This window comes from Mycobacterium vicinigordonae (genome assembly GCF_013466425.1).
Taxonomy (GTDB): Bacteria; Actinomycetota; Actinomycetes; order Mycobacteriales; family Mycobacteriaceae; genus Mycobacterium; species Mycobacterium vicinigordonae.
In genome coordinates this window covers 3,697,095-3,717,415 of the sequence record NZ_CP059165.1, presented here as the reverse complement: position 1 = coordinate 3,717,415, position 20,321 = coordinate 3,697,095, and the positions used below count along the sequence as shown (strand labels likewise).

Genomic DNA, 20,321 nt, shown 5'->3' with positions numbered 1-20,321 from the left:
TCAGTGGCCGTACGGGTACAGCTCGAGTCGTTTGAGGCTGGCGACCAGAAGATCGCCTGCGTCAACCAGGTCGAGGTCGCAGACCACTCGGTTGTTCGTGGCGTCGCCGTTGGAGAGCACGCACCTGAGCCCCTGGCCCAGTGGGCCGGCCTGGTAGCGCACCACCTCCCCGAGCCGCAGCGGCAGCACCGTACGGCCGAGACGTTCGAAGCTCCATATCAACGCCAACTGAAGACAACCGTCGAGCGCTGCCGGATCGGTGGCCCAGCCTTCGCCCGGCCAGCCTGCCGCCGTCACACCGTGCAAGGAGGCCGTGGCGCTCGTTTCCCAGCAGTCCACGCTGTCAATCACCTGGAACGCGGGGCCGTGGAAGAGTGCACCGTGGTTGTAGCAGGTGTCGCGGCCGCGCCGGCTACCGCGGGATATCGTCGAGAGGCTCGGGATAACGGTTGAGCCCGAACCCATTTCGATCGTCGCGGAGTAATAGGCCGCTGATTCCGAACTATCGGTCAGCGTGCACGTCAGCCGGTGCGGCTGATCTTGCACCGGCGCGCAGCGCACTAGCAGCGGGTCGCCATGTTGTTCGAATTCATGCAATGTCACACCTCGAAGTACCTTGAGGTCGATTAGGCGATTTACTCGTTGCCCGGGGCGACACGCTTCGGTCATTCGTACGAACCATTCCACGGCTTGTGTGAGCGGCAGCACGACGTTGTCCTGAATCCGATGATCGATGAGGTAAGGCTGACTTTTCACGTGCGCCGTTACGCGCGCGACGCGGCCTTCCATTGGGATCGGATGGGTTGGCAGGCCAGCTAATACGTTGCCTCCTACGATCACCTCGGGGCTGCCGATATCGGCATCCAGCACCTCGGAAACGAATGCCTGCGCCCCGTCGGCGAGCGGGATCAAAGAGATGCCCCGGGACTCGAACATCGCCTTGAGACCCGGGGTAACCATTCCGGAGTCCCATGGTCCCCAGCCCAGCGCCCGAACAAGACAGGCCTGCCCGCGACGGGCCTGCTCTGCGGCTGCAACCTTGTTGAGTATCTCGTTGGCCATGGCGTAGTCGCTTTGACCGACGTTGCCGCTGCGCGCGGCCACCGATGAGAACAGGCAGACAAGCTTCAGCTCGTCGACGGCGGTCGCGTCCAGCAGCGCGCAAAGACCACCGACTTTCGTGTCGAAGACACGATCAAATCCGTCCAGAGTCTTCTTGTGTAAGGGGGCATCGGCCAACACGCCTGCGCCATGGATCAACCCGGTGATGGCTCCGAATTCGGCTCGCACGCTCGCCAGCAGAGTGGCGAGTTGAGACGAGTCGCGGACATCGACCGCGGCGTAGCGGACGCGGGAGCCGGCGTCGTTCAGCGCGGCCAAAGTCGCGCGCACATCACGATCAGCCGCGATGCGTTGCACCTGCTGTTCCAACTGCCTTGGCGTGGGCTTGAGACCTTGTGCCGCCGCACTGGTGAGCAGCGCCCGCTTGAGTTCGGCATCGGTCGTCAGCCCGCGCGTTGCGGCTGGTTCATCGCCGAGTTCCGTACGTCCGATCAGGACGAAGCTGGCCTGTGTGCGTTCTGCCAAGGCGATCACCGACGCAGCCGTGACACCCCGCCCGCCGCCCGACACGACGATCACGTCACGACAATCGATGCGAGGTGTGTGCGCGGCCACCGACCGCGCGTCTGCGACGATGGTGACGCGGCCGTGGCTGCTATCCACACCGACTTCCAGTTCCGGCCCCCCGGCCAGTATCTCCTGGGCGAGGTGCTCGGCGACGCTGATCGCAGATTGGTGCCCAACAGCGATATCGATTGCCTTGACCTGCGCAGTCGGCCACTCTTGGGCGACCGTCTTGGTGAGGGCGGCGATACCGGCGGTCCATACCCCCGAGCCCGGTTCGTCGAGCAGGCCGAAGGTACCGCCGGTGTCCTGAACGGTGACGAACACACCGCCGCGTTCCTGGAACCTGGCCGCGATGCGTTGCGCGTCGGCGAACAGCGTCCGGTTCGTGGCCAGTGCCGCTTCCCGGCTGGCTATCCGGCGCAGGCCACCGAGGTGGACCACCGCCTCCGCCTCGCTGCTGGGCTCGCCGACAATCGTGGCACCGATTCCATGTGTGCGCAGGATTGCAGCCAGGGCATTGGCGACGTTGTCATCTTGGGTGGCAACAATTTCCACCTTCGCGGCGCTGTAGAGACCCGGCATACCCATCCCGCTAGCCGGAGCAGCAATGGCCCGCACCGAGTAGCGGGCGATCGCTGCTCCGGCCACCTCAAAAGGGAGGCGGTCACCTGCCGGGGAGCCGGTGTCGGTTGCGGCGGGGGTGGGGTGGAGGTGGTCGACGATTTCTTGCAGGGTTGTGAGGGTGGCCATGGTGGCGGTGTCGATGTTGGGCAGGGTGGGGAGGCGTTCTTGGACGGCGGAGAGGATTTCGACGCGTTTGATGGAGTCGATGCCGAGGTCGGTTTCCAGTGCCATTGAGAGGTCGAGTATTTCGACGGGGTAGCCGGTTTTGTCGGCGACGACTTCGAGCATTTGGTTGATCAGGTTGGTGTCGGTGGCGGGGGTTGCTGTGGGGGCTGCCGGTGGCGGCGTGCCGTTGGGTAGGGGCGGCGTGGGCGGGGCGCCGGTGTGGGTGGTGTGGTGGTGGAGGTGGTCGACGATTTCTTGCAGGGTTGTGAGGGTGGCCATGGTGGCGGTGTCGATGTTGGGCAGGGTGGGGAGGCGTTCTTGGACGGCGGAGAGGATTTCGACGCGTTTGATGGAGTCGACGCCGAGGTCGGTTTCCAGTGCCATTGAGAGGTCGAGTATTTCGACGGGGTAGCCGGTTTTGTCGGCGACGACTTCGAGCATTTGGTTGATCAGGTTGGTGTCGGTGGCGGGGGTTGCTGTGGGGGCTGCCGGTGGCGGCGTGCCGTTGGGTGGCGGCGGCGCCGGCCGCGGTTCGGGCACCGGAGGCTTCCCGTTGGGGATGAGTGGCGCTGCGGCCGGGGCCGAAGTCACCGCGGTCCGCGACGCGAGCCTTTCGAGGAGCCCCCGCATCTGGTCGACGGTGTCCTGCAAGGTTCCCAACGCGGCGAACATCTCCGCCACCACGTCGGCACCGACGTCGGGCACGCCGGACGACGGTGCGGTAGGTGACGGAGACGCGGCCGTTGCAACTGCGGGTGAACTCGGAGGTGCCACTGCAACCGAAGCCGCCGCGCCGTGGCCGTTCCCATTCAGCACACTCGGGACCACCCGAGCTGGTGCCGAAAGTTCGACAGACGTCGTCGTGCTCGCGTGGACCCCGAATGTCACTGATTCTTTTGGCGCCAATGTGGGCTCCGATTCGATCCTGTGTCCGTTATGGTGACTGCGGTCAGTTGATGTCGCGATAGCCGTTGGTCGTTGCATCGGCTCGTCGCTTGTCGGTGGCTTTCCATAGTTCGATCCATTGATCTTCAGGGTCAGCTTCTGCTGCTGACGAGTGCGCGGGTCCTCACCCAGGCGGTAGTCAGCCCAAAGAGCCTCGAATCTCATCGGTACGCCGGCCGCCGCGAGTTGGGCCAGCCCGATCCAAAGCGATCGAATGCCGTTTCGGCCCTTGGCGTCCAGTGATATCGCGGAGTGCTCCTTATCGGCGAGGCATTTGCTGACGAGATTTGTCAGCACGTTGCCGGGACCCACTTCAATGAATGTGCGTGCACCGGCTTGCCACATCGCCTGAGTCTGTTCAGCGAACCGCACGGGCTGCGCGATCTGCCCGGCCAGCGTTGCCCGGATTGTTTGCGCGTCATCGCCGTACGGCTGGCCCGTGGCGTTGGCGTAGACCGGAATCTTTGGCGTGCCGAACGGTATAGCTGCCAGGAGCGAATTGAATGGACCCGTTGCCGAACTGACGATTTCTGAATGGAAGGCAGTTGCGACATCAAGGCGCCGCGCGTTTACCCCCGCCGCTTTGAAGCGCTGAGCGGCATCGTGTATGGCGGCGGCGTCGCCTGAGATCACAACCTGATCAGGAGCGTTGTGGTTGGCGATTGCCACCGAAAGTCCCCACTCTTCGATGAGTTCACGGACGCTCTGGGCAGGTGCCGTCACCGCACACATCGCCCCGTTGCTGCTGGCCGCGGCTTCGGCCATTAGCGCACCGCGTTGCCGGGCGATTTGTAGGGCAACGTCTTCGCTGAAAACACCCGCGGCGTGTAGCGCGATGACCTCGCCAAAGCTGTGTCCACCGACGGCAACCGGCGCGATGCCGAGAGCGCGGACGATGGAAAGCAGGCTGAGGCTATGGGCCCCGATGGCCGGCTGTGCCCACTCCGTCTTGGTCAATTCGGCCGCCTGCAACGCTCGGTGGTCAGTGGTGAAAGCCGTTTTCGGCCAGACAATCTGGTGCAGGTCGCGATCTGCGTTCAGATGGTCAGCGCGGGCACGTTCCCAGGGCACCAAGGCCGGCGCGTAGAGCTGGGGGATGTCAGCACCCATACCAACGTACTGGCTGCCCTGCCCTGGAAACAACAGTGCGACCGGCCCGGGGTGTTGTGCCGAATAGTAATAGCCTTTGGGCGAGCTTAATAATGTTGGCACACAAGGCTCTTGGAGCCTTCCGGCGAGTTCGGAGAGCTTAGCGCGCAAGTCCGAAACACTGTCCGCGACGACAGCCAAGCGGTGGGGCTGCGTGGCGTCGTAGGCCGACTGCGCGCTGCGTGCGATGTAGCTGAGCATGTCGGTGCTGTCAACGAGTGATGCAGAAAGACGAGCCGAATCATCGGCAAGTACGGCCACGGATGGCGCGCCCAGCACAATCAGCTCGGAATCGCAGGATCGGTATCGGGGTGCGCGTTTGCCGACACCCGTGTACTCCTCCACGGCGATGTGAAAGTTGGTGCCGCCGAAGCCGAACGAGCTGACGGACGCACGTCGGGGAACGCCCTCGTCTGCCAACCACGGCTTCGTTTGCGTCGAGAGATAGAACGGCGATTTCTCTATCTCGAGGTGGGGGTTGGGTTGATCGACCTTGATAGTTGGCGGCAACGTTTGATGATGAACCGCCATCACGGCCTTGAACAGCCCGACCGCCCCCGCCGCGCCCTTGGTGTGTCCGACCTGGGACTTGACTGAGCCGAGTGCACACCACTGTTGGTCAGCACGCCCGGATGTCGCGAAGACCTCGCGCAGTGCCGAGAACTCGGCGATATCACCGGCTTTGGTGCCAGTCCCGTGTGCTTCGACGAGCCCCACCGTTTCCGGTCCGTAACCGGCAGCGGCATAGGCGCGGCGTAAGGCTTTGGCCTGACCGGCCGGACTCGGCGCATAGATGCTCTTTGCCCGGCCATCCGAGGAAGTCCCAATTCCTTTGATCACTGCGTAGATTTGGTCGCCATCGCGCTCGGCGTCATCGAGACGCTTGAGCGCGAACATCGCGAGCCCTTCGCCCAGCATGGTGCCGTCCGACTGGTCGGAAAACGGACGGCAGTCGCCAGTGGGTGACATCGCGGTCACCGTGCTGAAGCACATGAACATGGAGATGTCATTGCAGGCATCGACCCCGCCGGTGATCACCATGTCCGATTCGCCGAGATACAGCTCATGGAGCCCAACTTCAAGGGCAGCCAGGGAACTTGCGCACGCCGCGTCGATGACACAGTTCGTACCCCCGAGATCGAAGCGGTTGGCGATACGTCCGGCGACAACGTTGCCGAGAAGTCCGGGGAAGGTGTTCTCTTGCCAGGGTGCGTAGTTGGACATCGCGCGCTCACTGAACTCCGCGATCTGCCGTTCGGACAGACCGCCGGCGCGCAGCGTCCTTTCCCAAACTGGCCGTTGCAGGCGGCCGCTCATGGAGCCGAGTAATTCGGTGGCGCCGGCGGCGCCGAGTATGACGCTGACGCGCTCACGATCAATCTGTGACAATTCGCCGCCTGCGGCGTCCTGCAAGACCTGCTGCGCAACCATCAGTGCAAGCAGTTGGGCGGTATCGGTCGCGGGCAGGACGTTCGGTGGAATTCCAAAGTCCATCGGCGAGAAATCGACATCAGGCAAGAACCCACCACGGCGGACGTATACCTTGTCCGGCATGTCCGGATCGGGGTCGTAGTAGTCGTCAATGCGCCAGTGTGATGGTGGCACCTCGGAGAACAGATCAATGCCATTCACGATGTTGCGCCAGAAGCGTTCGGCGTCTGCAGACCCTGGCAGCAGAGCGCTCACACCGACAATGGCAACAGGAGGATGTTTGGATGCCACTGGATCTCCTCTGTACATCGTCTCCCGGAACAGCATCGTGGCACAGCAGCTCCAAATCCAAGACTGGCCGTCCAGAATTGCGTTATTGACCAGCGGAGAGACAGGTCGAGCGCTCGCCGGGAATTTATACTAGACCGCCCCGGTGCAGCAGATCGCCGCGAATAAGACATCGGCAGCGTCGTAACCAGGATTCCGATCTATAAGCACAGCTTGCGAGGAATGTAATGAAATGCGCTCGGCGGGACGGGTACCCCGCACGCGCGGGCCTGCTGCGCCCGGCTGATTTGCGCGGCACCTTCGAGCAGATTCAGCGCCACCTGGTCGACATTGCGGTGCTCACACGGCGCCAGATAACTACCTGCCACCCAGCTATTGAAGGCTCCCATGGATGGACCGCACCAGATCTGGTAGTCCAGGACTCGATCGGGGTCGCCGTCGATCGCCCACTGGCTTGATTTGCCGAGGTACCAGCGGAACACCAGAGCCATCTGATACTTGGGGTCCCGTTTCGCGAGTTCGAGTACCGCAGGGTCACGCTGGTCCCAGTATCGCTGCGTCTCAGTCCAGACTTCGTCTGCGCTCTTGCCGAGGATCTTCTCCAGCTCCGTGCCATGTCGGCTCACGACTGCACCGAGGTCTGGGCTGCCGGCATACCACTCGTACAGCTTCCTGGCGCGTGGGCCGAACATCGAGCCGCGCTTGAGTACCTGCAGTTTCACTCCCATCTCGAACATGTCCGCGGCGGGCGCCATCATCACGTCCGCCACCCCGGTTTGTGCGAGCATTGCGCGCGCGCGGGCGGACAGTCCTGACTCGACACATGCTTGGTTGATCGAGCCGGTCAGCACGTATGCAGCTCCCATCGCGAACGCGCCAGCAACAGACTGCGGCGTACCGAGACCGCCGCCGGCGCCCACACGTACGCAAGAATTCAGGCGGTGCTGCTGCGCCAGCTTGTCCCGCAGCAGCATGATTTCTGAGAAGAGCGCCGGCAGCGGACGATTGTCGGTATGTCCGCCGCTGTCGGCCTCGACCGTGATGTCTTCGGCCACCGGTACGTGTCGGGAAAGTTCGGCTTCTCGCGCGGTCAGCTTGCCGGACGCTTCGAGCGCCGACACCAAGGCCGCCGGCGCGGGTTCCATGAACATGCGCGCGACCTCGGGTCGGGAAACCTTCGCCATCACATGGTTCTTGCGGATGATGGCCCCAGCCGGATCGGTCGACAGACCTGACAAGGCGTAGTGGACGACCGCAGGCGTTAGTTTCATGAACGCCGATGCCTCGACCACGCGGACGTCTCGTGCGATGTAAAGCTCAGCGACACGCGACTCGAGTGCAACTTCGTTGGGCGAGTGGATCAGATTTGCGCCCCAGGCGAGTCCGGTTCGGCCCGCCAACCTCGCCTGGATGTCGGCCAGCCCTCGTTCCACGTTGGCATATGACAGACCGCCCGCGCCGAAGAAACCCAGCATGCCGGCTTCAGCCACCGCCACCACCAACGCTGGCGTCGCGATACCATTGGCCATCGCTCCGGTGACATAAGGAAAACGGATTCCCCTGGCCTCGCAGAACTGGCGGTCACCCAGCCACTCCGGGTACATCGGGGGCAGCGTTCCTACCAGGGATATCTCGGAAGCGGCGGCGTCCACCAACTCGCCCCCCATGGCCAGGCCCAGTTGCCCGCTGGCCACTTCGCGCACCACGTGAACCGGGTGGCGCACGTATTGGAGGATGTGAACTATGTCTTGGGGCGCAAATGCGGCGGGCACAGGCCGCGGACGCCACCCACCCAGAACCGGGCTTGCCCCCGGCTCGGCGGGAAGCCCTCCGGCGGCGGCCGGCTGCTGATTGACTGCCAATTTCCCTCAATAACCGCTAGCGACGTGTATTGCCGGGTGGACGACATAACTCAAGAAATCTGGACGAGTGTCTCATTAACATCCGTTACGTGGGTATCGAGCCTACGGTCCGTGCTCGCCTCATTCGAGGCCTTGCCAGAATGTGGTGGGCAATTGGCGGCGTCGATACCCACCCTGTCATGCGGCGTCGATACCCACCCTGTCATGAGGTGACGACGCCGAGTCGAACACCCTCTGACAAGAGTCAGGCGAAAAGCGGTGGAGCGGCCCCTCCTGCGGTAATTACCGGATACTCGCAGACCGCAGTAATTTGATCGCGGAACAGTCTCCGACATCAGTTCTGCGGATTCGGTTGGGGGCGCGGCTCATGGCCGTCCGTCTCGCAGTAAGTCCTTTCCCCGCACCACGACCTGGCCCCGACCAGACGCGCCAACCTGATTGGGGATGAACCGATTTCCGACCTGAACGTTCCGGGGCACGCTGCCGGGCCGCGTTCTGGCACAGGCTGCCGTACACAGCACCGCCAGTAGAAGGCCCACCGCGGCGGTTCTCGGCGCTCTGCTCCTGATCCCGTAGCCGGCGGACGAGGTGGACACCGTGCTGGACGATGCGGCGTGGTGTCCACCAACTGAGTTACGGCATGGCATTGGTGCGCTTCTTGTTACTTCAGGCGGCTCTGTGGTTATTCGAATTGGTTAGCGACGGGGATAATTCGTTCCCCGACTCGTCGCACGAAGCCTTCGGGGTCTGGGTCACCGGGAAAAGGTCCAACGTTGACCAGTTCGATGCCCAGCGCGGCGTAGCGTTCCAGGGTTGCGAGGTAGCCGTCGAGGTCATCAAAGGGGTTCGTGAACAGCCCAGCAGTGAGCCGAAGCGTTGCGAAGTCCCGGCCCACAGCGTCGCAATGCCGACGCAGCGTGTCGAGTTGTTGCGGAAGTTGCTCGGGGGAGGCCACGCTGTTCCATGCGTCGCCGTATCGAGCTGCGAGAAGTGTTGTGGTCTTACCGTCGCCGCCGACGAGAATCGGTAAGGGGCCCAGCGGTTGGGGTTCGCATATCGTTTCCGCCAGGTGGTAGTGCTTGCCCGTATAGGGCCCGTTGTTTGGGCTCCACATTTGTCGGCAGATCTGCAGGGTTTCTTCCAGCATCTCCAGACGAGTTCGCGCCCGCGGGAAAGGCACCCCAAGCGCCAGGTGTTCGCGCTGATACCAGGCTGCGCCAATTCCCAGAGTTGCCCGGCCCTGCGAAAGAATGTCAAGCGTGCTGATGGTCTTGGCAAGCACACCGGGGTGGCGATAAGTCACTCCCGTGACCAACATGGCCAGAGCAATTGTGCTGGTTTGGCCAGCGATGAAGCCGAGGCTGGTATATCCCTCGAGGTAGGGGTCGTCGGCCTGGCCGACACCGGTCACGTCGAGTAAGCCGAGGTTCTCGACCTGGAAAAAGTGGTCGCCACAGCTAAACATGGTTGCCCCCAACTCTTCTGCGGCCTTGGCAGTTGCTGCGAGAGTGGGGGCTAATCTCTCGGGATTGTTGGGCAGAAAGTCGATGTAGTGGATACCTATTTCCATGGCCACGACTCCTTCGTGAACTTATTTCTGTGTAACGGCAACGTTTCCGGCCGTGCGGTCAAGGGGTTGATGCCGTGTTGCGACACGTATCGTCGGCAGAAGCTCTCCGCGCCTTATAACATCGGGCAAATGCGCTCGGACTGTCCGAGCAGCGCTTTGCCGAGCACTTCGTAGCCGACCATCGGGTTGAACCCGGCATGGCGGGCGGCGGTGTTGACGTCACGGAAGTGGCGCTGCATCGCACTGGTTTCGGCGAAGGAACCGGCACCGTGGACGTTCACCAGGATGGTCATCGCCTGGAGCGCTTGCGCCATGGCGTAACCGTAATCCGCTCGGGCCTGCGCGCGCCGGTCGTAGTCGAGTGCACCCTGCCTGTGGCCGGCTAAGTCATCGGCTACAGCGCGCACGTGCAGTTCGGCGGTACGCAGTTTCAGGGCGGCCTCGCCGACTTGAATCTGTACGCCGACCGACTCGCTGCGCCGGGCCAGTACGGTGTGGTGCACGCCCTTGTCCGGTGCGTCCTGGATCACCAGGTCCAGGGCCGCGCGTCCGGCACCGAGCAGTGGTCCGGCCAGCCCCGCCGCGGCGACCAGCATGAACACCGATCCGAACGGTGGCGGCGTCTCCGTCGGCGAGTCCTCGGCCGTCGGCGTCAACGAGATCAACCGATGGGCGGGCACGAACACGTCCTGCGCGACCCAGGTATTGCTGCCGGTGCCGCGCATTCCGACCGTGTGCCAGGTGTCTTCGAGCGTCACCTCGGACGCAGGCACCAGGCAGAAGTAGGCCTCGTCGGGCGCGCCTTCGGCGCCGGCAACCCCAGCGCCCAGGACCGCCCACGTCGCGTGGACCGAGCCCGAGGCGTACGGCCAACGTCCGGTGATCAGCAAGCCGCCGTCGACGCGCTGGCCGCTTCCAGATTCGCCGGCTCCGGCGATGCAGGCGTCGGGATCCGCCCCGAACACCTCTTCTTTGGCTTCATTGGAAGCGTAGGTGTCGAGCATCCAGGCGCCCGTGGACGCCACCGCGACCAACCACGCAGCCGAGGCATCGGCCATGCCGAGCCGGGTGGTGATGTCCAGCAATGTGTGGGTGTCGATCTGGTGGCCGCCGAACCGGGCCGGTGTCGACAGCCGGAACATACCGGCCACCCGTAACGCGTCGATCAGTTCGTCGGCTGCCCGTCGATGGTCGTCGCCGTAAGCGGCGAATTCCCGCAGCAGTGGCTGCAAACGTGTTGCCGTCTCCCGTAATTCGTCGGATTTCGGGTTCTCTGTTGTGAACTTCGTCATCGTTGTCCTCGCGATCGTTCGTTTCTCTGGCACAGTGCGAATGCCGACGTCGCCGAGCCCTTTTTCTCATGTGTCGATGGTGTTCGAATCGGCGGCGACGGTCGTCGTCGGACACACCGCGGACCTGTCCGGCGACACAGTTGCCGGGGACGTGCCAGCGCGCGGTGCGGTCGATCGAGATCGTGGTGAATGGTCTTGACGGTCCGCACCATCTTGGCTGGCGGTGCCTCGCGGCTAAACCTGCTGGTAAGAGCTGAAATTGGCATGAGCTCCTTAACTCTGGCAAACAACTATCGGCTGTATCAAAGCTATATTGATTATATGTAGGCTACATCGTATGGTCGACAGGTGCCCAAACGCCAAGCCTGAGCGGACATATCGCTCCCCGTTGCGCAACGAAGCGCAGCCCAGACCCGCGCCACGCTCCTGGCGATCGCCATGACGCTGTTCCTTCAGCGGGGTTACGCCAAAGTCGCCGTCAACCAACAAGTGAATTCAGCGGGCCGTTTCTAGGCTCGGGTCCACTAGGAGAATCTCGTGTCCATCACGTCATCGATCGCAACCCGGCTCGCCGCAGACCTGCCCGACGGTCGTGTCCTGGGCGGCGCGGACTTCGAGCGACAGCGGCGGGTATGGAACGGCGCTGTCGACCACGTGCCTGCGGTGATCGTGCGCCCGCAGACCGCGGTGGAAGTGGCCGATACCGTCCGGGTGGCACGCCGCCACGAGCTGGCGATCTCGGTACGCGGCGGAGGTCACGACTTCGCTGGCCGCGCCATCCGGCCCGGGGGCCTGGTCATCGATCTTGCGGACATGCGTGGGGTGGAGATTCGCGGCGATACGGCACGAGTCGGTGGAGGCGCCGTCGCCGACGATCTGCTCGGGGCGGCAGCGGTCCACGGCCGATGTGCCGCGGTTGGCTCGGTCGGCTCCGTGGGCGTCGTGGGTCTCGTCCTCGGCGGCGGCTACGGACCGCTCATCGGGGTAGCGGGTATGGGCGTGGACAACCTGCTGTCGGCCCGGGTGGTGTTGGGCGATGGAAGCATCGTCGACACCGACACCGAGCGCGAACTCGAGCTCTTTTGGGCGTTGCGCGGTGGGGGAGGCAATTTCGGCGTCGTCGTCGAGATCGAGGTGCGTCTTCATCCGATATCGGAGGTGACCGCCGGCGCGGTTGCATTCGGATGGCCGCAGGCGCGCCGCGTCCTGCGCGGACTGGCCGATGTGTACCGCGATATCGCCGACGCATTCGACGTGGTGTTCAGTGCGATGCGAACACCGGATGGACCGGTCGTGTTCACGAGCCCAGTGTGGGCGGGCCCGCAGGACGTCGCCGAAGCCCACATCCACCGCGTGCGGAACCTCGGTGTACCGGTCCTCGACGACGTCTCACGACGTCGCATTGCCGACATGGCGCGTATCGCGTCCGAAACCTTCCCTGCCGGAGCGAACTATTGGGCGGGGGCACGTATCGTGCCAGAGATAAACGAAGCGTTCATCGACGCATTCATCGCGTCGGTCGACTCCATGCCGGCCCAGTGCGTGGTCATCGTTCACCACGCACACGGTGCGGCGACGCGAATCCCCGTCAGCGCCACGTCTTTTGCACACCGCGAGCCACATCTGGTGGTCGAGATCCTCGGAATGTGGACGGCCGGCGATGGGCGCACCGAACGCGACTGGTTGGAGCGAACCTTGCGCCGACTCGACGACATCGCACTGCCCGGCGGTTGGGCCAACCTCATGGCGCCGGACGATTCGCGCGCGCGAGATGCCTATCGAACCAATCGGAGCCGGCTCTTGGAGGCGAAACGGCGCTACGACCCCGAGCATATCTTCGACGCCATCCCCCTACCGTGACCTGGCTTGACAGCCATTCTGGGTGACCGCGTAGCAGCATTGCACCCGGACGAGTATCGGGCTATGCGCGAGGGTGTTGGGTGAGGTGGTTGACGAGGTCGCTCAGCTGGTCATTCAGTGCGGTGACACTGTATCCCTCTGTTTCGGTAAGGTATTCGACAAGATCGGCCCGTACCGCCGCAAGTAGGGTATGCGCCAACCACGCGGAATCCATTGGCGGCGAAAGCGTTTCGAGTGTATGGGTGAATACCTGGTGCATCCATTGGTAGTTCAGGCCATAAGGATTGCCGTCCCGCGATGATTCCATGGCCAGTGACAGCGCGCGATTGCGCACTTTAAAATCCACCAGGGCGTGCAGCAGCGCGGCAAGGCGCTCGCGCGCGGCGGTATCGGGCCCGAGCGGAGGGGGCCCGTGCTCGACGGCATCGCGTAGCGCTGCGGATCGATGCTCGACGACGGCGCGGATCAGCTCGGCACGATCTCCGAAACGTCGGAACAGTGTCCCCTTCCCGACTCCAGCAGCGGTGGCGACCTCCTCCATCGTCACCGCTGCTGGCGAATGTGTGCGGGCGAATAGCTCGTCGGCGCAGGCAAGTATCGACGCACGATTTCGCGCGGCATCAGATCGGACCACGGGTGGGGGCCTCCGTTCCCGTTGTTTAAATTCGGACCGCCGGTCCGTATAGTAGAAAACGGACCGCGAGTCCACAATAGTCACCCCAGCCTCACGGCGGGGGTTGCCCCGCCGGCCGACAGGAGATGACGTGACCACATCGCGAACCGATTTTCGCATCGACAGCAAGGAGTTCGTTGGAAAGAACGCAGTGGTGACCGGGGGCACCCGCGGAATCGGCCGCGCCATCGCCGAACGACTTCGTGCCGGTGGCGCCAGGGTCGTGGTTGCGGCCCGCTCGATGCACAGCAACAGCGCGGCGGAGGAGGTCGTCGTCGCCGATGTCAGCACCCCCGAGGGCATAGACATCCTCGCTCGCGAGGCGACGCTTCGACTCGGCGAGATCGACATTGTCGTCGACAATGTCGGCGGTTCACCGCAGGCCGACGGCGGGATCGCGGCACTGACCGAGGCTGACTGGCAGTGGGCGATCAACACCAATTTCTTGGCCGCGGTCCGATTGGATCGCCAACTTATTCCAGCCATGGTCGAGCGTGGCAGCGGGGCGATCGTGCACATCACCTCGATCGCACGTCGGGCACCATTGCCCACCGCGGTGCCCTACGCCGCGGCCAAGTCCGCGCTGGCGAATTACAGCAAGGCGCTGGCAAATGAGCTGGGAACCAGCGGTATTCGCGTCAATGCGGTGGCCCCGGGTGCGGTCGAGACTGACGCGGCCAAGCAGATGGTCGGTGAGTTGGCAGACCAGCAGGGAACCAGCTACGACCGCGCGATGAAAGAGCTGATCAAGACACTCGGCGGCATACCGACGGGAGGTTTTGGCCACCCCGCCGATGTCGCCGAACTGGTCGCGTTCCTGGTCTCGCCCCGGGCCGCCTACATCACCGGAGCCGAATACGTCATCGACGGCGGCAGCTCGCGCGCTCTCTAGCCGAAAGGAATCGATTCCAATGGAACTAGGTTTGCACTTCGTCGATTTCGTCACCGTTTCGGCCGGCGGATTCGACCACACGCTGACAGATGTGGCGCTGACCGCCGAGGCCGGTGGCATGACCATGCTCACCCTGGCCGATCATTTCCTGCAGATGGAGAGCCTGGGCAAGGCGGAGGACCCCTTTTTGGAGGGTTATACCTCGCTGGGCTTTCTAGCGGCCAAGACGAAGACCATCACGTTGAGCATGCTGGTCACCGGTGTCACCTACCGCTATCCCGGTGTGTTGGCAAAAGTCGTGGCCACACTTGACGTTTTGTCGCGGGGCCGCTCCATGCTCGGACTCGGTGCTGCGTGGTATCAGCGCGAGCACCTGGCACTGGGCATCCCGTTCCCGCCGCTTCGGGCTCGCTTCGAGATGCTCGAAGAAACCGTTCAAGTCTGCCGGCAGATGTGGAGCGCTGACTGCGGGCCGTACCTGGGGTCGCACTACCAACTTGCCGAGACGATCTGCCAGCCGCTGCCGCTGCAGCGAATTCCGATCATGATCGGCGGTGCTGGGGAGAAGAAGACCCTGCGCCTGGTCGCCCAGTACGCCGATGTATGGAATGTCAGTGTCTCGTCGGTCGATCAGCTGGCACACAAAATCGAGGTGCTCGAACGCCACTGCACCGATGTCGACCGCGATCCTGCCGAGATCCGCAAGACGGCCGGTCTGGTCCGCGACCCGTTTGACGATGTATCAGCGTATCTGCGTGAGATGGAGCAATACGCGGCTCTGGGTGTCGATCTGGTCAACGTCGGTCCACTTCCGCCCAATCCGGATCCAGCGGGTTTCGTCGCGCGGCTGTGTGAGCAGATCGTTCCGCGCGCCGCGCAGATCGGTTGAGCGCCATGCGAATCGAGGTGATCGCCGATGGACTCGGCTTCACGGAGGCGCCGGTGTTGCTTGCCGATGGACGCATCGCGGTGGCGTCGGTCAGCCACGGAGCGGTCTATATCGTCGATCCCAACGGCGGTCCCGTGCAGCGCATCGGGACGGGCGGCGGGCCTAGTGGGCTGGCAGTCGGCGACGACGGGACCATTTTCATCGCCCAGAACGGCGGGATCTGGGGAGCCAGCGCAGCCGCTCCTCCTGGAATCCAGGCTATTACCGGTGCTGCGGTGGAGTACGTGGTAGCGGATCTGCGCGCCCCCAACGACGTGACGATCGATAGCGCGGGCCAGCTATGGGTCACCGACTCCGGCGCCGAGTTCGACCCGTCGAGGCCTCAGGACGCACAGCCCGGAATAGTGTGGCTGGTCGACGTGGCAGCGGCACGTGCCGAGCCGCGAATCGATCCAGGTCCGGTATCGCTCAACGGGATAGGCCTCAGACCTGACGAGAGCGCATTGCTGCTCACCGCTACGCTGCCGTCGCAACTGCTGTCCTGCGCGCTGCCGACGCCCACAACCACACAGCAGGTGCATACCCTGTGCCACTTCGCCGGGGACTGGCCAGACGGAATCGCGGTCACCGCGGCCGGCGACATCTGGGCGGCGATGCACAACGCCGATCGCATCGAACTGGTCGGACCTGCCGGTGAGCTACGTGACCGTCTCGACCTGCCAACGGGTTCAGCGCCCACCAACGTGTGCTGCGGGGTCGAACCCGGCGAGTTGTATGTCACCGCCGCGCACGCGCAATCTTTGCTGCGCATCAAGTGCGCATCGCGATAGACGACGCCTCGCAGCGGCCATCGGATTAGCGCCCAAACTTGATGGGGGCAGCCGGAAAGGAGGCGACGTAGGCGAACTAGACCTGCGTTACAACTATGAGCAACAACAGCATTCGTCAACTACTGATGTGATGCCGTGCCGTGCGGCGGTCGGCGTCGCCCGACCTCGTCCGCATTGTCGGTGACGTGACTTTGGCGCAGCCACGTTGAAGGAACAGCCTCATGGCGGTTTCTAAGACTGTGGTCTGGGCCGCGGCATTGGGGCGCAACGCGGATCGATACGGCCGTTGAGGCTTGTCTCGTGGCACCGCTCGCCCATGCGATATAGGATATATATATTGAATAGTGGCAGTGGTAAAACTTCGCTGTCGACAAGTTAAGGACACCGCTCATGCCTATGTCAGCTCTTACGGCCACGTTTCGCCGCCAGACACCGCCGGCCAAGGTGGTGCGGGCCGTTGATGCCTTTCGTTACCAAGTCGATCGATTCCACCGCGCGCTGGCTCCACCTCAAGCGGTGATCATCGATCTGCTGATGGGGGCTTGGACTGCCCAGGCCATCACCGCGGCGGCAGATCTGGGTATCGCGGATGCGCTGGCGAAAGGGCCGCTGTCGGCCGAGGAACTGGCCATCGAAGTCAATGCTGACGCCGACGCGCTCAGTCGCCTCCTGCGGGCACTGATAACACGAGGTGTATTTCGCCAACGCCGCGACGGTTGCTACGACCTGACACCGCTGGCTGCCACTCTCCGGCTCGACGCTGAGGTGTCGTTGGCCGCCGAGGCGCGATGGGTGGGCTCTGCCCAGCACCGGGAGCATTGGAGCCATCTGACCGACGCGGTCCGCACCGGCCGCGCCGTTGTGCCCACGCTGCGTGGAAAGTCGATATTCGACTACCTCGCCGACGAACCCGAGCTCGCCGACATCTTCAACCAGGCGATGACCGGCGTTTCGGAGCTGTCGATCGCGCCGGTGATCGCCGCGTACGACTTTGACGCTTTTAGAACCGTCGTCGACGTCGGTGGCGGCCACGGCCGACTTCTGGCTGGGGTCTTGACGACCGCCCCGGGCACGCGCGGTGTGCTGTTCGACCTACCTCACGTGATTGCCGGCGCGGCGGTGACGCTTCGTCGGCACCACGTCGATGACCGCGTGAGTGTCGAGGCAGGCTCGTTCTTCGACAATGTGCCAGATGGCGGCGACGCCTACGTCCTAAAGCACATCATTCACGACTGGCCCGATGACGAAGCAGTGCAGATCCTACGCAACGTTCGCAGGGCAGCTGGTGTCGGCAAGAATGTCTTGTTGGTGGAATTCGTTATCCCCGAACATAACCGGGAACACTTGGCTAAGTGGGCCGACCTAGAGATGCTGATCTGCAGCTCCGCCCGCGAGCGTACGGCTGCCCAGTACGACCGATTGCTGAAAGAGGCTGGTCTCCAGATGAACCGAGTGATTGAGACCGCATCTCCGTTCAGTATCGTCGAGGCGACGGTGGCTTCGACATAGGCGTTGGCGTCAGGAGGTAACCACCAGTGAACCTCACGACGCTACGCGGCCTTGCAGCGCCAAGTCGGCTAAGCGGGGTGAGGCGACCAGGGCAGAACGGACTGAGGTGTACGCGAGCCTGGGGCCTGCGTCTTGACTACGACCCGCATCATCAGCGAGTCACGGCGACTGCCGACCTAAGTCGTGTCGCCGGATGTGTGATCGCGGCTGCGCCGCTCAACACACTCCATCGCCTCGGAAATGCACGCAAGCGTTCATTTCGCTCGGCTCCGTCGTGTGTCCGAGGGGGGACTTGAACCCCCACGCCCATTAGTAGGGCACTAGCACCTCAAGCTAGCGCGTCTGCCATTCCGCCACTCGGACAAGATTAACTTGGCAGCTAAGGCTATCGGATCGGTTCGCTTCGGCCCAATCGGGTTGGCCCGACCCAGTGGCGTCGGTAGTGGTAGGAAAGGTGACTGTGACACCACAACGGCCGGTGACCAGAGACCTCAGTGGTCCGCTGGATGATGTGGCCGAGGTGGTCAGCAAGCTGATCCGATTCGACACCTCCAACACCGGCGAACTCGAAACCACCAAGGGCGAAGCGCAGTGCGCCCAATGGATCGCCGAGCAACTCGCCGAGGTCGGCTACGCCACCCACTATGTGGAGTCCGGAGCGCCTGGGCGCGGCAACGTGTTCGCACGACTGCCCGGCGCCGACCGGTCCCGCGGCGCTCTGATGATTCACGGACACCTCGACGTGGTCCCGGCCGAACCCGCTGATTGGAGCGTGCACCCGTTCTCCGGCGCCATCGCAGACGGCTACGTGTGGGGCCGCGGCGCGGTCGATATGAAGGACATGGTGGGCATGACGCTGGTGCTGGCCCGCCACTTCAAGCGGGCTGGCATTGTGCCGCCGCGCGATCTGGTCTTCGCGTTCCTTGCCGATGAGGAAAACGGCGGCAAATACGGGGCGCAGTGGCTGGTCGACAACCAGCCTGAGTTGTTCGACGGGGTGACCGAAGCGATCGGTGAGGTTGGCGGCTTCTCGCTGACGGTACCGCGCCACGACGGCGGCGAGCGCCGCCTCTATCTGATTGAGACCGCCGAGAAGGGCATCCAATGGATGCGACTGACCGCTCGCGGTCGCGCCGGGCACGGCTCGATGGTGCACGACCAGAACGCGGTCACCGCCGTCGCCGAAGCGGTCGCCCGGTTGGGCCGCCACCAGTTCCCGCTGGTCTGCACCGACACCGTCGCGCAGTTCTTGGCCGCCGTAGGCGAGGAAACCGGCTTGACCTTCGACACCACCTCGCCAGACCTTGACGGAATGATCGACAAATTGGGTCCGATGGCGCGCATGCTCAAGGCCGTGCTGCACGACACCGCCAACCCGACCATGCTCAATGCCGGGTACAAGGCCAACGTGGTTCCGGCGACGGCCGAAGCCGTGATCGACTGCCGCGTGCTACCCGGGCGGCTCGCGGCGTTCGAGGCCGAGGTGGACGCGCTGATCGGGCCCGACGTGACCCGCGAGTGGATCCGCAGCCTGGATTCCTACGAGACCTCATTCGACGGTGACCTAGTCGACGCGATGAACGCTGCGGTGCTCTCGGTGGACCCCGACGGCCGCACCGTGCCCTACATGCTTTCCGGCGGTACAGACGCAAAATCGTTTGCGTGTCTAGGGATTCGTTGCTTCGGGTTCAGCCCGCTGCGGCTGCCGCCGGAACTGGATTTCTCGTCGCTGTTCCACGGCGTCGACGAACGGGTACCCATCGAGGCGTTGCGGTTTGGCACCGAGGTGCTGGCACACTTCTTGACCCACTGCTGATCCCGACCACCGCTGATCCACACGAGAGGATTGACCATGACCGTGCCCAACCCGTACGACGCGCTGCCCGCGCTGCCCTCGTTCACCCTGACGTCGGAGTCCATCACCGACGGGCAACCGCTGGCCAAGCCTCAGGTCAGTGGGATCATGGGCGCCGGCGGCGAGGATGTCAGCCCGCAGCTGAGCTGGACGGACTTCCCGGCGGAGACCCGCAGCTTCGCGGTCACGGTGTACGACCCCGACGCGCCTACCGCGTCGGGGTTCTGGCACTGGGCGGTGGCCAACCTTCCCGTCGACGTCACCGAATTGCCGGCCGGCGCCGGCGACGGCAGCAATCTGCCCGGTGGAGCGCTGACGTTGGTCAACGATGCCGGGATGCGCCGCTACATCGGCGCCGCCCCGCCGCCCGGGCACGGCCCGCACCGCTACTACGTCGCCGTGCACGCGGTGGACGTCGACAAACTCGATCTTGCCGAAGACGCCAGTCCGGCCTTCCTGGGTTTCAACCTGTTCCAGCACGCGATCGCCCGCGCCGTCATCCACGCCACGTACGAGCAGACCTAACCGCGGGCGCCCGCCTGAGTTCTGGTCTGCCCGGCGGTACTGCCGGGCAGGTGGCGTCGCGCGCCGCAACCAGCGCGCGCTGTTCCAGGCGCCGACCGGTGGATTTGGGCCGCCGCGGCGTGAGTACCAGCAGGAAATGGTTGTACTGCTTGGTCATTCGAGAGACGGCCGAGTCGCGCAGCTGGGCCGCGTGGCGTGACCACCGTTGCGGCGGCGCGCTGAACGGCGCTGCCATGCAGCCGATTTCGTCGCAGTCTGCTTAGACGACGGGCCCCGATCGCTGCGGCCCTGTCTGCTTTCTCCCCCTACCGGGGGAGAAAATTCCATCCCGCG

General features: G+C 63.9%; 13 protein-coding genes and 1 tRNA gene. 8 read left to right on the top strand and 6 right to left on the bottom strand.

Translation table 11 applies throughout. The annotated features are described in order from the left end of the window. From H0P51_RS28980 to H0P51_RS16725, 4 genes are all read right to left on the bottom strand, one after another. A complete protein-coding gene (locus H0P51_RS28980; protein WP_213016702.1) occupies window positions 1-6,234 on the bottom strand; it encodes a type I polyketide synthase in 6,234 nt (2,077 codons plus the stop codon). A 197-nt stretch (window positions 6,235-6,431) separates the two neighbouring features. After that, window positions 6,432-7,955 carry a PfaD family polyunsaturated fatty acid/polyketide biosynthesis protein gene (locus H0P51_RS16735; protein WP_213016701.1) on the bottom strand — a complete coding sequence of 508 codons (1,524 nt, stop codon included), beginning with the start codon at window positions 7,953-7,955 and terminating at the stop codon, window positions 6,432-6,434. A gap of 820 nt (window positions 7,956-8,775) precedes the next feature. Continuing rightward, window positions 8,776-9,663, bottom strand: coding sequence for an LLM class F420-dependent oxidoreductase (locus tag H0P51_RS16730; RefSeq protein ID WP_180913910.1), 888 nt, complete (start codon window positions 9,661-9,663; stop codon window positions 8,776-8,778). 113 nt (window positions 9,664-9,776) lie between these two features. Continuing rightward, complete coding sequence (locus H0P51_RS16725; RefSeq protein ID WP_180913909.1) at window positions 9,777-10,955, bottom strand: acyl-CoA dehydrogenase family protein; 1,179 nt, start codon at window positions 10,953-10,955, stop codon at window positions 9,777-9,779. Here H0P51_RS16725 and H0P51_RS16720 point away from each other — a divergent pair. Together H0P51_RS16720 and H0P51_RS16715 are read left to right on the top strand one after the other, a co-directional pair. Continuing rightward, window positions 10,942-11,154, top strand: coding sequence for a hypothetical protein (locus tag H0P51_RS16720; protein WP_180913908.1), 213 nt, complete (start codon window positions 10,942-10,944; stop codon window positions 11,152-11,154). The two genes, H0P51_RS16725 and H0P51_RS16720, sit on opposite strands and share 14 nt — an antisense overlap. Before the next feature lie 338 nt (window positions 11,155-11,492). Then, window positions 11,493-12,815 (top strand): FAD-binding oxidoreductase, encoded by a 1,323-nt coding sequence (locus tag H0P51_RS16715; protein WP_180913907.1) that lies wholly within the window; start codon window positions 11,493-11,495, stop codon window positions 12,813-12,815. 61 nt (window positions 12,816-12,876) lie between these two features. Here the strand turns inward: H0P51_RS16715 and H0P51_RS16710 are convergent, their stop codons facing one another. Continuing rightward, window positions 12,877-13,356, bottom strand: a complete 480-nt coding sequence (locus H0P51_RS16710; protein ID WP_246398018.1) for a TetR/AcrR family transcriptional regulator — start codon at window positions 13,354-13,356, stop codon at window positions 12,877-12,879. Between the two features lie 223 nt (window positions 13,357-13,579). On the opposite strand from H0P51_RS16710, the gene H0P51_RS16705 reads away from it, so the two are divergent. The 4 genes from H0P51_RS16705 to H0P51_RS16690 all read left to right on the top strand — a co-directional run bounded on the left by H0P51_RS16705 (window position 13,580) and on the right by H0P51_RS16690 (window position 17,608). Beyond that, window positions 13,580-14,380 (top strand): SDR family oxidoreductase, encoded by an 801-nt coding sequence (locus H0P51_RS16705; RefSeq protein WP_180913905.1) that lies wholly within the window; start codon window positions 13,580-13,582, stop codon window positions 14,378-14,380. Between the two features lie 19 nt (window positions 14,381-14,399). Further along, window positions 14,400-15,269 (top strand): LLM class F420-dependent oxidoreductase, encoded by an 870-nt coding sequence (locus H0P51_RS16700; protein ID WP_180913904.1) that lies wholly within the window; start codon window positions 14,400-14,402, stop codon window positions 15,267-15,269. Between the two features lie 5 nt (window positions 15,270-15,274). After that, a complete protein-coding gene (locus H0P51_RS16695) occupies window positions 15,275-16,099 on the top strand; it encodes an SMP-30/gluconolactonase/LRE family protein (RefSeq protein ID WP_180913903.1) in 825 nt (274 codons plus the stop codon). Window positions 16,100-16,489: 390 nt separating this feature from the next. Further along, complete coding sequence (locus H0P51_RS16690) at window positions 16,490-17,608, top strand: methyltransferase (RefSeq protein ID WP_180913902.1); 1,119 nt, start codon at window positions 16,490-16,492, stop codon at window positions 17,606-17,608. A gap of 277 nt (window positions 17,609-17,885) precedes the next feature. On the opposite strand, the gene H0P51_RS16685 is transcribed toward H0P51_RS16690, so the two are convergent. After that, a tRNA-Leu gene (locus H0P51_RS16685) sits at window positions 17,886-17,971 on the bottom strand. 115 nt (window positions 17,972-18,086) lie between these two features. Here H0P51_RS16685 and H0P51_RS16680 point away from each other — a divergent pair. Then, entirely contained in the window at window positions 18,087-19,424 is a 1,338-nt protein-coding gene (locus H0P51_RS16680) for a M20/M25/M40 family metallo-hydrolase (RefSeq protein ID WP_180919023.1), read from the top strand. A gap of 36 nt (window positions 19,425-19,460) precedes the next feature. After that, window positions 19,461-19,988 carry a YbhB/YbcL family Raf kinase inhibitor-like protein gene (locus H0P51_RS16675; RefSeq protein WP_180913901.1) on the top strand — a complete coding sequence of 176 codons (528 nt, stop codon included), beginning with the start codon at window positions 19,461-19,463 and terminating at the stop codon, window positions 19,986-19,988. The last annotated feature ends 333 nt before the right edge of the window (window positions 19,989-20,321 follow it).